The organism is Phyllobacterium sp. 628 (genome assembly GCF_014189505.1).
In the GTDB taxonomy this organism is placed as follows: domain Bacteria; phylum Pseudomonadota; class Alphaproteobacteria; order Rhizobiales; family Rhizobiaceae; genus Phyllobacterium.
Genome location: NZ_CP050302.1, coordinates 61075 through 75869, shown reverse-complemented (window position 1 = coordinate 75869; position 14795 = coordinate 61075). Strand labels below are relative to the sequence as shown.

Sequence of the window (14795 nt, the reverse complement as noted above, 5' to 3'; positions counted from 1 at the left end):
TATCATGAGGCGTTGCCAGTATTTTCTTGGCTTCTTCTTGAGTATGGCAGAGTTTTTCTTAAATGTTACCACGATGTCAGTATAGCAAGAATGGGAATGGCTATTTACGGGTCTTATTACCCAAATATTTTGATGCCTTTCTACACAACGCCTCGAACAAAGTCGCCCAAACCCAAAAATCGAACCGTAAATTTCGGTGCTAGTATCAGCTTTCGGGAAGCCAGCCGCCCATTGCATCAAGTTTCAGTATAGGTGACCTGATCACGCCACGGGTGAAAGCAGGCCATCGTGGGTCAACGGTATTGAGTAGGGGGATCCATCTGCTGGATTGCAGCATGGCCGCGCCGATACAGACCGGAGCGATATTGCAGAGTTTCAGCAAGTTCAGGCCTGCAACAATCGATGTTCCTGAACTGATGACATCGTCAATCAGCGCCACGCGCTTGCCCGACAGAAGCGGCAACATCCGGGGATCAATGAAAAGCTGCTTCGTATGGCCGGAGCTGGTGATGGAGGGATAGCCGAAGCTGGGGTCATCACGGGAGAACGCGACACCGCGTGGTCACTCCAGCACATTCGATTTAAGATTTGACGGCGCCAGCCGTCAGCCCGGCAATGATATGTTTCTGGGCAATGAAAAAGACTATGATCGTGGGAAGAATTGTAAGGGTGATAAAGGCTAGCGCAAGTTGCCAATTGGTGCCGTATTCGCCCCGATACACCATGATCCCAAGCGGCCATGTGTACTTGCTTTCGGAGTTCAGCATGATGAGGGGCAGGATATAGCTATTCCAGCTCCCTACGAACGAGATGATGCCAACCGTTGCGATGATGGGACGGGCAAGGGGAAGTGAAATGTACCAGAAGAAACGAATATAGCCGCAACCGTCGATGAAGGCGGCCTCAAACAGTTCCTCCGGCAGATTGCGGAAATAGTTGCGAAACAGCAGGATGCTCATGCCTAGTCCAAAGGCGACCTGTGGGAGGACAACGCCCCAGTAGGAGTCAAGGAGCCCAAGATCGCGGATGCGGATAAACAGAGGCAGGATGGCGGTCGCTGCCGGAAACATGAGCCCCACGAGAAAATAGTTCAGCAAAAAGCCGGAGCCGAAAAACCGGACATGAGCAAAAGTAAAAGCTGCCATCGCCGAGACGGCCAGGGTCAGAAATACGGTCAAAGCAGCAATAATAAGAGAATTGACCATTTGCCGCCAATAGCGGTCACCAAAAAGAATATCCGTGTAGTTCGACCAATACCATGTCGATGGCAGACCGAACGGGTTGGTGCGAAGTTCGCCCAGTGACTTGAATCCGCCAAGCGCGGTTGTCAGAAGCGGGATCAGCACCAGAACGGCAATGATCGACAACGCGACATAGAGATAGACGCGGGTGGCTACGCTTGTGCGCGTGGAGGTATCTGCATCAGTCATTGCGCATAAATATCCGTTTGTAGCCAAAGGCGAGGGTGACACAAATGACGAAGAGGACGACGCCGACCGCACTGCCCAGACCAACCTGCATACGGGTGACGCCGTAAGTATAAAGGAAAGTCACCATGGTTTGCGTTGAGTTGGACGGACCACCACCCGTGAGGGGCATGATCATGTCGAACAGCTGCAACGAACCGATTACCGCAAAAAAGATCGACAGGCGTACGGTTGAACCCAGGAGAGGAAGGGTGACATGGCGGAACTTTTGCCAGCCGGTTGCGCCGTCTATTTCGGCCGCTTCCAGCACACTTTTGTCTATCGATTGCAGTCCGGCGATAAACAGCATCATGTGGAAGCCGAAATATTTCCAGACGATAACGGCAAGTACCGCATAAATCGCTAGGTGGCGGTCACCGTCGTAGACAAAGCGCCAGATCAAGCCCGCTGCGACGTCTGCCAGAATGTAGGGCAGGAAGAAGATGAGACGGAACACCACAACACCCGCAATGCGATGGGCGAGCATCATGGCCAACCAAATTGCCAGTGGAATCTGGATCACTATCGACACCAGAATGATCAGACCATTGTTCCACAGCGCCTGGGTAAACGCTGCATTGTTGAAAAGGACCTGAAAATTGCGCAATCCGATGAATTGCTGTGGCGAGCCATACCCATTCCAATGATAAAGACTGTACCAGGCCGCTTCACCCATCGGCAGAATAACGAAGAGGGTAAAGAGCAGGATAGCTGGCGGCAGAAACAGCAGAAGCACCGGAAGCCGCCCACGCGCCCATGGATTACCGGACCTTCCGGCCTTTACCAATTCTGCTGAGGGTAACAGCGGGGTTGATACGGTCAAATCAGTCATGCGCGTCCTACCTTGCCGGGCATTTTGTCCGGCGATATTGCGGCTGAGGGCGGATGCAGCTTCAGAACTTTTCCAGTTCGAAAGCGTCCTGAATCATCTGGGCACCGTCCTGCGATTTCATCTGGCCGGAGGTGATTTCAACGGCAACATCATTGACAACACGGCCAACCGACGGACCAAGATCTTGATCAAAGAAATTCTGATGCCAGGTTGAGGCGGCAAGCTGTGCGGCTGATTGGTGCACAAGCGGGTTCACGACACCGTCTTCTGCGCCAATGGCAACGGGAATCAGCATGCCTGCTTTGGCCATAACGCGCTCATTATCGGCATTGGTCAGATAAGCCAGAAAGTCGAGTGCTTCGGGTGGCGCGTCCTTTGATATAGCCCAGCCATTAAGTCCGCCCAATGTGTTAGTGGCTGCCCCCGCGCCGCCTTCAACGACCGGGAAGGCAAAGCGTCCGATGTTCTCTGGGGCAAGGCCTTTGCCATCGCCTGCATTGTTGCGCTGGTTGGCTTCCGTGTTCTCAAAGCCGAGGATAATGGCGGCCTTTCCATCACCGAACAGGCCAAGTGCCTGTGGCCATGTTGTGCCGAGATAACCTGGCTGGAATGGCTCCAGTGCCCCAAATTCCGCAAGCTGGTCGCCAGCCTTGATGATGGCCGGATCGAGAAAGCCCTTGCCTTCGCCATTCTTTGCGGCGGTAAACACATTCTTGCCACCATCACGCATGATGAGATAGCTCCAGTAGAAATGCAGAGGCCATTTTTCGCCGCCGCCGCCCGCAACGGGAACGATCCCTGCAGCTTTAATTTTCTTTACAACATCGAGGAAGTTGGTCCAGGTTTTGATGCCAGTCGCATCTATCCCTGCCTTGGTGAAAAGCGCCTTATTATAGAAAAAACTGACGGTGCCCATTTTCATGGGAACAGCCCATATTTTGTCGTCGAAGGTAAGGCCCTGAATCGCTGCAGGATTGTAGGATTTCCCCCACGCGCCATCCTTGGCTTGCATGGCGGCTGTCAGATCCATGAGGGAGCCGGTTTCCGACTGCTGCTTCAGAACGCCGCCGCCCCAGGTGTAGAAAATATGCGGAGCATCGGGTGACTGGAGCAGGGTGGGAAGCTTTGCCTTGAATGCTTCATTTTCCAGGAACTGCATCTGGACATCGACGTTCGGATGATCGGTTTCGTATTTCTTGGCGATATCATTCCAGATGGCGACGTATCGCGGATCTGTTTCCAGATGAAGCCACTTGACCACAGTTTGAGCGTTTGCTGCTGTCGCACACAGCATCAAGGCTAATCCAGTCGTCGCGGCGCGCACGGCTATACGCTCGCCTTTGAGGGCGATGCTCATAATCCTGTTCATAATTTCTCCTCCCGAGAAACCAGAGAATTTTTCCTTAATGCGGATTAATTCAAAGGAATAATTGCGGGATGTCAACCAAAAATTGCGATCGCTGCTTTATTCGCTTGACATGGAAGGGATGCGGCCTGCTATTTATTCCGCATCACGTCTAAAATAGCGTATCATCGCATGCGCCTTCAACTGCCCGGTAAGTTCGATGAAAACCGCAGACCCAGAACTGATGCGAGCGATCAATCGCTTCACCATATTGGACACGATCCGCCGCCATGGGCCGATATCCCGCATAGAAATCAGCGAACGGAGCGAGTTATCAACGACGACCGTTTCGGCGATCACGGCGTCCTTGCTTGATGACGGTCTGATTTTGACGCGGCATGAAGGTGACTTGCGCGATGTCGCTGTTCGCGGCCGGCCCAGGGTGATGCTGGAACTCAACCCGGACGCTGCGCGGGTCGTGGGCGCTAAGATAGCGTCGAACCGCATGACGTTCGTTGTGACGAATTTCAAGGGAGAGGTGCGTTCCGCTTTGACGCTTGACCTGCGGGTTGACCGGCAGCCGATCGGCGTCATTGCCGACTTGATCGAGGACGGGGTGCGGCGCTGCGTTGTTGATGCGGGTCTGTCACTCGATGAAATTGATTCCGTATGCATCGGTCTGCCGGGAGTGATCGAGCACCGGACGGGCCGTGTCCTCACAAGCCCGGTGTTTCGCGATACGGAAGTGAATTTTGCTGCCGAAATGACCGAGCGGCTGCGAACCGCGACGATCGTTGAAAGCGATGCCCATGCTGTAACGCTGGCGCATCACTGGTTCGGCAAGGCGCGCGATCTGAACGATGTCGTTCTTGTTTCGCTGGAGCGCACCCTTGGTCTCGGCGTGCTGCATGACGGGCAATTGTTCCGGGGCGCTGGTGGGTTGAATCATAATCTTGGTGATCTTGTCCTTGGTATGGGTCCTGAGGGGCCGGTGCGTCTGTCAAGCAAGGCTGGCGAAAGTGCCATTCTGGGTGCCCATCCGGCAGCAAGCCGCTTTGCCGAAGCCATTCAACTGGGGCGCGGAATGCAGCATGCCCAAGGCCTTATTGAAGCGGAAGACAATGCGCTTGTCAGCGCAGCGGCCAATGCGGGGGAGGCCGTCGGAATAGCGCTTGCCAACATCGTGACGCTGTTCGCCCCGCCGCGCATCATCGTTCTGGGATCAAGTCTCATGCTGGGCAAGCCCTTCCTTGAGAGCATGAGCACAGCTTATGCGGCTGCCATGCCACCATCGCTCAAGAACGTCGCGGAACTGGTCTTCGATCATTCGGCGGAAGAGATATGGGCACAAGGCGCGGCAGTGGTGGCGCTGTGTGAACTTTACGAATCCCCTTGGGGAACCACAGGACCAGCCCAAGGACTTTAATCATGTTGGCTTACACGTGCATTCGGGAGGAAATGGAATGAAACCTGTCGGCATAGGTATTATCGGCTGCGGTAATATTTCAAGCGCGTATCTGAAGGCGATGGCGTCTTTTCCGATCCTGAATGTTGTCGGGCTCGCCGATCTCAATGAAGACATGGCGCGTGCCAGGGGAGCAGAGTTCCACATACCCGCTACAAATGTGGCTGCGTTGCTGGCGGATCCCGATATTGAAATCATCGTCAATCTGACCGTTCCAAAAGCCCATGTTGCCGTCGGACTTCAGGCTCTCGATGCCGGAAAACATACTTACTCGGAAAAACCGTTGGGCATCAATTTCGCCGAAGGTAAAAAGCTCGCGGAAACTGCCGAGATAAAGCAACTGCGGATCGGAGCGGCACCCGATACGTTCTTGGGCGGCGCACATCAAACTGCCCGCGCTATTCTTGATGAAGGTGCTATCGGGCTGCCGGTCGGCGGGACGGCAACTTTTATGTGTCCGGGTCACGAGCGATGGCATCCCAACCCGGACTTTTATTATGAGGTTGGTGGCGGGCCCATGCTCGACATGGGTCCCTATTACATCACCAATCTGGTCAATTTGCTCGGGCCTGTCGCGCAGGTGGCGGGGTTTGCATTCGCCCCGCGCAAGGAGCGCATCATCACCAGTGAACCGCGCAAGGGCGAGCATATTCCCGTAGAAGTGCCGACGCATGTGGCCGGCGTTCTGGCTTTTGCCAATGGCGCAATTGTGCAGATCGGCATGAGTTTCGACGTGGCCGGTCATAAACATGTGCCGCTCGAAATCTATGGCACGGAAGGGACGCTGATCGTTCCCGATCCAAATCATTTTGGCGGCCAGATCGAATATTTGCAAAAGGGTGGCGCGTTCGAGAACAAGGATACGCGCCATCCCTATGCGGATGGAAATTACCGGTCTCTGGGCGTGGCGGATATGGCGCACGCTATTCGGTCAAACCGTCCGCACAGGGCAAATGGAGCCCTGGCGTTGCACGTTCTGGAAGTTATGGAGGCGTTTGAAATAGCCTCGCAAACCGCTCGAACCGTGACGATCACGACGACAACCGAGCGCCCGGCTCCGCTGGCTGATTCATTGGTTGACGGACGGATCGGACAATAAAGTTTCAGGAGGAAAAAATATGCGTGAAGCACTTATCGTCTGGGGCGGCTGGAGTGGCCATGAACCGCAGGAATGCGCTGTCATCATCAAGGATATTCTAGAGAGCGATGGCTTCAAGGTTTATGTCGAGCACAGTACCGAAGCTTTCGCGGATCCGTCGATCCATGATCTCAGTCTGATCGTGCCGATCATGACAATGTCAAAGATCGAGAAGGAGGAAGCCAAGAACCTTGCTGCAGCGGTCGAAAATGGCGTCGGAATAGCCGGCTATCATGGTGGGGCTGGGGACGCCTTTCGCGAATGTGTCGAATATCAATTCATCATCGGCGGCCAGTGGGTTGCTCATCCCGGTAATATTATCGACTACACGGTCAATGTAACGAAACCGGAAGATCCAGTCATGTTCGGGATCGAAGATTTTCCCTACACGTCAGAACAATATTACATGCATGTTGATCCTTCCAATGAAGTGCTCGCAACGACGACATTCAACGGCGATCATGCCTATTGGATTGACGGCGTCGTCATGCCGGTTGTCTGGAAGCGGAAATATGGCAAAGGCCGGGTCTTCTATTCCGCGCTTGGACACGTTGCCAAGGAATTTGAAGTCCCGCAGATGCGAACAATATTCCAGCGGGGAGCCAATTGGGCCGCGCGCTGATACCCAGAGTTCCATGAAATCCATTCAACGGTCATTCAAATGGATCACCTGGTCCTAGTCCGCCTCATCGTGCTCTACGAGTTGGTCAAGTCTCTTGTTAAGCCGCTGCAAGAGGCTGACCATCGTCGAAATTTCGTCAACACTGAAGTCAGCGAATGTTTCTTTTCTCCCCTTTTGCAAGGCTTCCCGTACGGCGGGAAGCTTGACCAATGCTTCCTCTGTCAATGAAATCAGACTGCTCCGGCCATCATTCGGATCCGGGGTGCGTTTGATTAAACCATCACGCTCCATTCGTGCGAGCATCTGCGCCATCGACGGTTGTTCAATCTTGGCAAACTGCGCCAATTCCTTTTGCGACATCGCTCCGCCGTCCCGCAGAAGATAAAGGACCGGCATTTGACCAATACTAAAGCCCAAAGCCTTTACCCGGCGTTCTCCAAGCTTGGCGAAGCTCCGTGATGCCATATTGATGAGCGGTGCGGGGTTGGCGAATATGTCCCAGTCTATCATCGTTTCCCAACTTAACTATATATTCGGGCCATTTATATACGTGCCTATGTATATTCGTCAAAGAGCTTGAAGGCAGCCTTGGGTCTGCACTTGAATATGCAACCTACACTCCACCATTTATACTAAGATGAGGTGACTTGGCGGGAATTGGCTATAAGCCCGGTATTACATGGAGTGATATGTTGCACATTTTTGGCAATACAAAGAGGCGGGACGTCGGCTTAACCTTTGCAGCAGCATGTTTCATGCTGGCAATGGTACCCAACCTCGCATCCGCCGCAGATTGTGGCAGCACCGCTGCCCCCGGTCTAGACTGGAGTGAGTGCAACAAGCGAAATATCATCATCCCGGATAGTAATCTGGAAGGCGCAAATTTGTCGGGTACGGATTTCACGTGGACTGATCTTAGTGGCGCGAATGTGAAATCAGCGAACTTCGAAAAATCTGGTTTGATGAAATCATCGCTTGCCAAGGCAAAAGCCTCCAACGCCAATTTCAATCGTGTCGAAGCTTATCGGTCAAACTTTTCAAATATCTCAGCCGAGAACGCGACGTTCAATAGTTCCGAACTTCAACGCAGCAATTTTAGTGCCGCAAATCTGAAAGGCGCAAGTTTTGAGAGAGCCGAGCTTGGCCGGGCGAATTTCCAAAAATCAGACCTGTCTGGAGTCCAATTCTCTTTCGCCAATCTGTCCAGGGCTGATCTTACAGGCGCCGTTATCGACGGTACGATTAATTTCGACAAAGCTTTCATGTTCCGCACGCGAATTGAAGGCCTGAATCTGACAATGGTGCAAGGGCTGCAACAAGCGCAGATCGATTTGGCCTGCGGAGACAATGCCACAAAACTTCCCCGTGGATTATCGGCACCACCGAGCTGGCCTTGTCCGGCGGATGATCCCGACTAATCAACCTCTAAAGTTGAAGCGCGAGGAATCTATCCCATCCGACTGGTCTCTTGTTGAAAAAGGGGCCGTCAGCTCAAATCGTGCAGATCAGTGGTAATGGCCGGGCCAATGAAGAATTCCGAGAAGCGTACGGTAAGACCGCTGCGTTCCGGCGTACAGGCCGTTGGTCCGACAAGATAGGTTGGGGCGAGCGGAAAGGGGGCAAGGCGCAAGAGCGGCCAGCGTGTCTTGTTCTGCGAACATTGAATGCGCATGGAGCCGTTTGCCAGAGTCAGTCGAAGATAAAAGTCTTCGTGGTTTTGGAGCGGCTGCGACACGGACCAATCGGACTTTCCGTCTGTGATCACCGTACTGAGGAACAGTTCGCCATCGGTGAATTCAACGCCTGTCTTGACCCAGCGGGTTTCATCAATGCGAACCATTAGACCGGCTTGATCGTAGAGCGTGCGAAACTCGCCCTGAACGCGGATTGTCGCGGTGAAACGGTCATTGGCGGGTAATCCGAGGAAGTGGCCGCTGTCACGTTTGAAATCGTAATAGGTTTCCTGCCAGAAATCAGTCTTTTCGTCAGTTGTCAGCGTCAGGCCGGAGGCATCCGAAGTCCAATGCTTCGGTTCGTTCAGCCATGTCCCGTTGTCGAATGTCGAAGTCATTGCGTTTTCCTGAAGGAGTATATGTGCGGATCAATTCATCTTTGTTCGAGCGTAGGGTATTCACTCTCTGGTTGCATCATAATACGGTGTCGTTGACACTTCCTGAGTTTTCCGTGTTCTTATAACTGCTTGGAAGCGCCCTGCATTGGATATGCGTCGTCTTGAGTAAATTTAACTATTGGGCATCTGGATCAACTTGCTCGCGCCGGCATAGAAGATACACCACAGTGGTTTGACAACCGCGACAACACGTAGTCATGTCCATGAAGCAAGTTGTTCATGCTTTGCCAAAGCCCATCTCATCGCCACGATCAGGAGCGATCATGCGTGTACTTATCTTGGCTCTGACTATTCTGCTTACATGTTTTGTATCGGTTGTGTGGGCACGGCCGCTGCCATTCCATGCCGGCGTCGCGCGCATAACTGTGAGTGCAGATGAGCCTTTCGATGTATTTGTCTGGTATCCAACACAGGCAGAAGAGGTGGCTTGGCAGGTTGGCCCATTCCCGATTCGGGCGACTCGCGACGCCGCCGTAGCGAATGGGGCGTTTCCGGTTCTGTTGATGTCACATGGCGGCGGGAAGACGGGTGGTAGTCCGCTGCTACTGCGCGATCTTTCGATTTCCCTTGCCCGGCAGGGGTTCATCGTGGTTGCTCCAATGCATGGAAAATCCCGATTTCTTACCCGGATATTTCAAGTAGACGAAGCGTTTAAAACCGTGGTGGCAGATCAACGGTTCAACAAACATGCGGCGGCAGACAAGCTTGGTATGATTGGCTTTTCGCTTGGGGGCGCTGTTTCGCTGGGACTGGCAGGCGGCAAGCCCGATTTTGTGCAGCTCGCGGATTATTGTGCGGCCCATACAGACGATATCCTGTCCTGCAGCGGCGGCCCCGGCGGGGATAAAAGTGATGCCGCATCCAAGCAAGCTGGCCCGGTGTCCAAGATCCCTCATCTTTCCCTGAAAGCGCTGGTTTTGCTTGATCCGTTCAGTGTTCTGTTCAATCGCGACGGGTTGAAAGAAGTACGCATGCCGGTCTTTTTGTTCCGGCCCAAGCATAGCTTGCTGGGTGAGGACAATACGCGTGGACTTATCGCTGATCTGCCGGTATCGCCGCCTCTTCAATATGTGCGGGGCGGGCATTTCGTATTTACAGATATCTGCCCCCCGGCTCTTATGTCAGAGGCTCCGGACGTGTGTAAGGACGCGCAGGGCGTTGATCGGGCTGCCGTTCACGCGGAGGTTGAGAAGAAAGTCGGGTCGTTTTTCCTAGACAATCTGTAAGCGCAGACAGGCACCGGTAAGTCTCATCGGGCCGTAATCTATCCCGAGCAAACAGACATTCTGGTTGCATGTATGCGATCAAGAGCCTACATCCAAAATTGTCGGTGTGATTGACTCCAGTTGCACCGACGTTCCCCCCAGGGAAGGCTTTGGCCTTCACAATTTGGCCGGACCATCAGGTCCGGCTCTTTTTGCTCATAAAGCGGGCTTCAGAGTGGCGCTACTTATAGTTGCGGGCTTTTCTTTTGTGGCCGCATGGAGTATTCACGCGTCCGTGATAGTAGGCCGGTTGCGGCCGCTACATACAGCCAGCCGATAAACAATGCTTGCTGAAGAAACAGCATGACGCTTGCGCGAACATAGGACCGGCCATGCTCGGCCTATGACTAGAGAGTATGGATATGGATCACGGTGTTGATGGCGGCGGACTCGGCAAGAGTGCGGCGGATAATTCAAATGATCAACCTGCAGTAAACGCTGGTTCTGGAAGCGTTGAGGCACCAAAGAATGCTTCCGATTCCGGAATGATCGCACGTCCGCAAATTCTGACAGGTGCTGACTTTGCTGATGCAGGTCGGCCGGATGACCGGCTCGACAGGTATTTTGAACAGCTTGCCGTCGCTTATGATTCATCACCAGCTGTGATTTCTGACGGCCGGGTGTGGACTTACTCGGAATTAAACAAGCGTGCCAATCAGTTTGCTCGCGTCCTCATCGACAAGGGTGTTCTGCCGGGGCACAGGGTAGGGCTCCTTCTCGACCGGTCTGCCGAAACCTATATTGCATTGCTCGCCGTCATGAAGGCCGGAGCAGCATTCGTTCCACTTGCCACTGCCTTTCCCGAAGAGCGGATGAAGCTCATCATCGAAGATGCAAATGTCAGTCTGGTGATTACCATCGCTGTCTACACGTCCCGTGTTGAACAGCTTCCCGTGCCACACATTCTTATTGACGGTGCCGCCGCTGAAATCTCGGCGATGTCCAATGCACCGCTGCCTTTGACTGCGGCGGCTGCCACTGCGGATGACATTTGCTACATCCTCTATACGTCAGGCACCACAGGCAGGCCCAAGGGCGTGGCCATCAGGCATCAGAGCATTTGCAACTTTGTACGGGTTGCAGCCGCATCTTATGGATACCGGGCGGGTGACCGCGTTTATCAGGGCATGACCATCGCCTTCGACTTTTCTGCCGAAGAAATATGGGTGCCATTTGCCGTTGGTGCGACGGTGGTGCCTGCGCCGGGTCAGCTCACGCTTGTGGGCGAGGAACTCGCGGATTTCCTGCGTGCGAACACAATTACCTGCATGGCCTGCAGCCCAACCCTGCTTTCTTCCATTGAAAGCGATGTGCCCAGCTTGCGGGTGCTGCTGGTCGGCGGCGAGGCCTGCTCCCACAATCTCGTTGTACGCTGGTCGAAGCCGGGACGGCAAATCCTCAATACCTATGGTCCGACGGAAGCCACCATTACCGCAACGATGGGTGTGCTCACGCCTGACAGAGCGGTGACAATTGGTTCGCCGCTGCCAACGTATTCCATTGTCATTATCGATCCCACGGCGCCAGCACTTACCGCGCCGGGCGACATGGGCGAGGTCGGCATTGCCGGTATCGGGCTCGCGGTCGGTTATCTCAACAGGCCTGATCTGACAGAACAGAAATTCATCCCTGATTTTCTCAATCTGCCGAACAATCCATCCAAGCGCATTTACCGGACAGGCGATCTCGGCCGGATCAACGATAGTGGCGAGATCGAATATCACGGGCGCATAGACACCCAGGTGAAAATCCGCGGATACCGGATCGAGCTTGGTGAGATTGAGGCGGTGCTGCTGGATCAGCCAGCGATTGCGCAAGCTGCCGTCACAACCTGGGAAGTTGAGCCTGGCCGTGTGGAACTCGTTGCCTATTATGCATCCAAGTCCGGGCTGCCACCGATCTTGCGTTCGGACATTGCAGCAGAGCTGAAACGGCGTCTGCCTGACTATATGGTGCCGTCCTATCTGGAAGAATTGTCTGCGATCCCGATGACGGTTTCGAACAAGGCCGATCTTCGCCAGTTGCCCAAACCGACAAGCCTTCGGCTGTCGGCTGATCGAACAATTGTGCCACCCAGCAATGACGACGAACGTTTTCTCGCAAACGCGCTGACCGATGTGCTGAAATTCGATGAAGTGTCCATGGAGGATAACTTCTTTGATGATCTTGGCGCCAATTCCCTGCTCATGGCCCGCTTTTGTGCGCGTGTACGTACAAGAAAAGAATGGGCGACAACGTCCATGCGGGACATTTATCTTTATCCGACCTTGGCCCGCCTCGCGCAGCACCTGTGCAAACCGGAAGAGATGACAGCAGCTGTCAACGAGACTGTTCTCACGCACCGTGCGTCAAACATTGCCTATTGGACCTGTGGAGCGGCACAGATGCTGTTCTATGGGCTCTATAGCTATATCGGATTGTGGGCTTTCAATAAGGGCCTTGACTGGACCTATGACAAGCTCGACGAACCGCTGCAACTCTACCTGCGTTGCGTGCTGCTCTCAGGAGGCGTGTTCTTTGGAATGTCCGGTGTTGCCATTGTTGCAAAATGGCTGCTCATCGGACGCTGGAAGGCGGAAGTGTTCCCCATTTGGGGCATGCGCTACTATCGTTTTTGGGTGGTTCAGACACTGATCCGTACCGCGCCGGTTGTTCTGTTCCGTGGCAGCCCGCTTTATAACCTTTATTTACGGCTCCTCGGCACCCAGCTTGGACGAAACACTGTTATTGAATGCCGCACCGTACCGGTGTGCACGGATCTCATATCGATTGGTGACAACGCTATTCTGCGCAAGGAATCCATGATCCTTGGCTATCGCGCTCAGGCTGGCTACATTCATACCGGTCCATTGACCATTGGTCACGACGCTTTTGTGGGCGTCGGGTCCACGCTCGACATCGACACCACAATGGGTGATCGCACCCAGCTTGGCCATGCTTCTTCGCTCCAGCGCGGGCAGAGCATTCCTGATTACGAGCATTGGCACGGGTCTCCAGCCGTACGCACCACCGCCGACTATTGCAAAGTCCGCAATATCAATCCGTCCAATGTCCGGCGTGTACTGTTTGAAGCGGTACAGCTGTTCGGGCTGTTCGCCATTGTCACGCCACTTCCGCTTCTGTTCCACAGCTATTGGCAGAATGTGAGTGACGATTATCAGGAAACAATCGGCATTGTCGCGATCGGCACCACCGTTACGCTGCTTGGCTATATTGCCGTGGCGTTTATCGCGGCGGTTTTCATGCCTCGCCTGATCAGTCTGGTTTTGCGGTCCGGGCGTACCTATACACTCTACGGTTTCCGTTACTGGCTGCAGACCGTCGTCGAACTCAGCAGCAATTCCCGCGTTCTCAATATTCTTTTTGGCGATAGTTCTGCAATTGTCCATTACATGCGTTCCATCGGCTGGAATCTGAATAAAGTTGTCCAAACAGGTTCCAACTTTGGCAGCAACCAGCAACATGAAAACCCGCTCCTGTGCGAGATCGGCAGCCAAACCATGGTGTCCGACGGACTTTTCATGATCAACATGCACAAATCTGCTTCCGCATTCAGGCTTGAACATACGAAGATCGGCGAACGCAACTATCTGGGTAATAACATCTACTACCCTCCGGATGGACAGACAGGCGACAATTGCCTGCTTGGCACCAAGGTGATGATCCCTATCGACGGGCCAGTGCGCGAGAATGTCGGTCTTCTCGGTTCGCCGTCCTTTGAAATCCCGCGCATGGTGAATCGCGACAAGGAGCTCATTGCTGGTGTCAGCGAAGAGGACAGACAGTATCGCCTGACGTTCAAGAACCGTTATAACTTCATGACCGCGCTTCTGTTTCTGGCGGCCCAGTGGGTTATGCTGTTTGTCACACTGGTGATCTGGGACCGCGCTCTCAACTATTATACCGAATGGGCTGAGATCGCGCTGTTTGTCGCCGTACTTGCGACGTCAGCGATCACCATTCCGTTCTATATTCTGTTGGAGCGGGCAAGTCTCGGGTTTGGCAAGCTCAAGCCACAGATGACGACAATCTATGACGTTACTTTCTGGCACCACGAACGCCATTGGAAACTGTCGGATTCGCCCATTACCCGTCTGTTTGCCGGTACGCCGTTGCGCCCTATGATCCTGCGTATGCTTGGTGTCAAAGTGGGCCGAAGGGTCTATGACGGCGGCAGCAATCTTACCGAACGTTCACTGGTGGAAATCGGCGATGACGTAACTCTCAACGAAGGCTGCGTCATTCAGGCCCATTCGCTGGAAGAGGGCGCGTTCAAGTCTGATTTCATCCGCATCGGCAGAGGCTGTACGCTCGGACCTGCGGCTTTTGTCCACTATGGCGTCGTGATGGGAGATGGATCGATGATCGATACAGACTCCTTCGTCATGAAGGGCGAAGTGCTAGAACCGAACTCCATCTGGCGTGGTAATCCAGCCAAGCTGCATCGGTTCGTGACCCCTGTTCGACAGGATCGCTCCAAAGTATCGGCTTGATTGTCGGACCGGCCATATGGTTCGTTGAGCCGGTCGCC

At 53.9% G+C, this 14795-nt stretch carries 12 protein-coding genes; 6 read left to right on the top strand and 6 right to left on the bottom strand.

The annotated features are described in order from the left end of the window. Positions 1-205: 205 nt before the first annotated feature. From HB779_RS20930 to HB779_RS20915, 4 genes are all read right to left on the bottom strand, one after another. Positions 206-511, bottom strand: a complete 306-nt coding sequence (locus HB779_RS20930) for a phosphoribosyltransferase family protein (RefSeq protein ID WP_371823956.1) — start codon at positions 509-511, stop codon at positions 206-208. A 70-nt stretch (positions 512-581) separates the two neighbouring features. Then, the gene (locus tag HB779_RS20925; RefSeq protein WP_188346272.1) at positions 582-1430 is read right to left on the bottom strand and encodes a carbohydrate ABC transporter permease; all 849 of its coding nucleotides are present in this window, start codon (positions 1428-1430) and stop codon (positions 582-584) included. Next, positions 1423-2298 carry a carbohydrate ABC transporter permease gene (locus tag HB779_RS20920; protein WP_188346271.1) on the bottom strand — a complete coding sequence of 292 codons (876 nt, stop codon included), beginning with the start codon at positions 2296-2298 and terminating at the stop codon, positions 1423-1425. The genes HB779_RS20925 and HB779_RS20920 overlap by 8 nt, the downstream gene beginning before the upstream one ends. A gap of 61 nt (positions 2299-2359) precedes the next feature. Beyond that, the gene (locus tag HB779_RS20915) at positions 2360-3667 is read right to left on the bottom strand and encodes an ABC transporter substrate-binding protein (protein ID WP_188346270.1); all 1308 of its coding nucleotides are present in this window, start codon (positions 3665-3667) and stop codon (positions 2360-2362) included. Between the two features lie 196 nt (positions 3668-3863). Here HB779_RS20915 and HB779_RS20910 point away from each other — a divergent pair, with 196 nt between their 5' ends. Genes HB779_RS20910 through HB779_RS20900 form a run of 3 tightly spaced genes read left to right on the top strand, consistent with a single transcriptional unit; the run spans position 3864 to position 6868 of the window. Beyond that, on the top strand, positions 3864-5069 hold the full coding sequence (locus HB779_RS20910) for an ROK family transcriptional regulator (RefSeq protein WP_188346269.1): 1206 nt from the start codon (positions 3864-3866) through the stop codon (positions 5067-5069). 37 nt (positions 5070-5106) lie between these two features. Beyond that, the gene (locus HB779_RS20905; RefSeq protein WP_188346268.1) at positions 5107-6207 is read left to right on the top strand and encodes a Gfo/Idh/MocA family protein; all 1101 of its coding nucleotides are present in this window, start codon (positions 5107-5109) and stop codon (positions 6205-6207) included. 19 nt (positions 6208-6226) lie between these two features. Then, complete coding sequence (locus HB779_RS20900; protein WP_188346267.1) at positions 6227-6868, top strand: ThuA domain-containing protein; 642 nt, start codon at positions 6227-6229, stop codon at positions 6866-6868. A gap of 54 nt (positions 6869-6922) precedes the next feature. Here the strand turns inward: HB779_RS20900 and HB779_RS20895 are convergent, their stop codons facing one another. Beyond that, positions 6923-7378 (bottom strand): MarR family winged helix-turn-helix transcriptional regulator, encoded by a 456-nt coding sequence (locus HB779_RS20895; RefSeq protein WP_188346266.1) that lies wholly within the window; start codon positions 7376-7378, stop codon positions 6923-6925. Between the two features lie 179 nt (positions 7379-7557). On the opposite strand from HB779_RS20895, the gene HB779_RS20890 reads away from it, so the two are divergent. Beyond that, positions 7558-8286, top strand: coding sequence for a pentapeptide repeat-containing protein (locus HB779_RS20890; RefSeq protein WP_371823955.1), 729 nt, complete (start codon positions 7558-7560; stop codon positions 8284-8286). Positions 8287-8354: 68 nt separating this feature from the next. Here the strand turns inward: HB779_RS20890 and HB779_RS20885 are convergent, their stop codons facing one another. Further along, a complete protein-coding gene (locus tag HB779_RS20885) occupies positions 8355-8939 on the bottom strand; it encodes a DUF1349 domain-containing protein (protein WP_188346265.1) in 585 nt (194 codons plus the stop codon). 323 nt (positions 8940-9262) lie between these two features. Between HB779_RS20885 and HB779_RS20880 the strand changes: the two genes are divergently transcribed. Both HB779_RS20880 and HB779_RS20875 read left to right on the top strand, forming a co-directional pair. Beyond that, the gene (locus HB779_RS20880) at positions 9263-10225 is read left to right on the top strand and encodes a dienelactone hydrolase (RefSeq protein ID WP_188346264.1); all 963 of its coding nucleotides are present in this window, start codon (positions 9263-9265) and stop codon (positions 10223-10225) included. Between the two features lie 401 nt (positions 10226-10626). Continuing rightward, a complete protein-coding gene (locus HB779_RS20875; protein ID WP_371823951.1) occupies positions 10627-14757 on the top strand; it encodes a Pls/PosA family non-ribosomal peptide synthetase in 4131 nt (1376 codons plus the stop codon). The last annotated feature ends 38 nt before the right edge of the window (positions 14758-14795 follow it).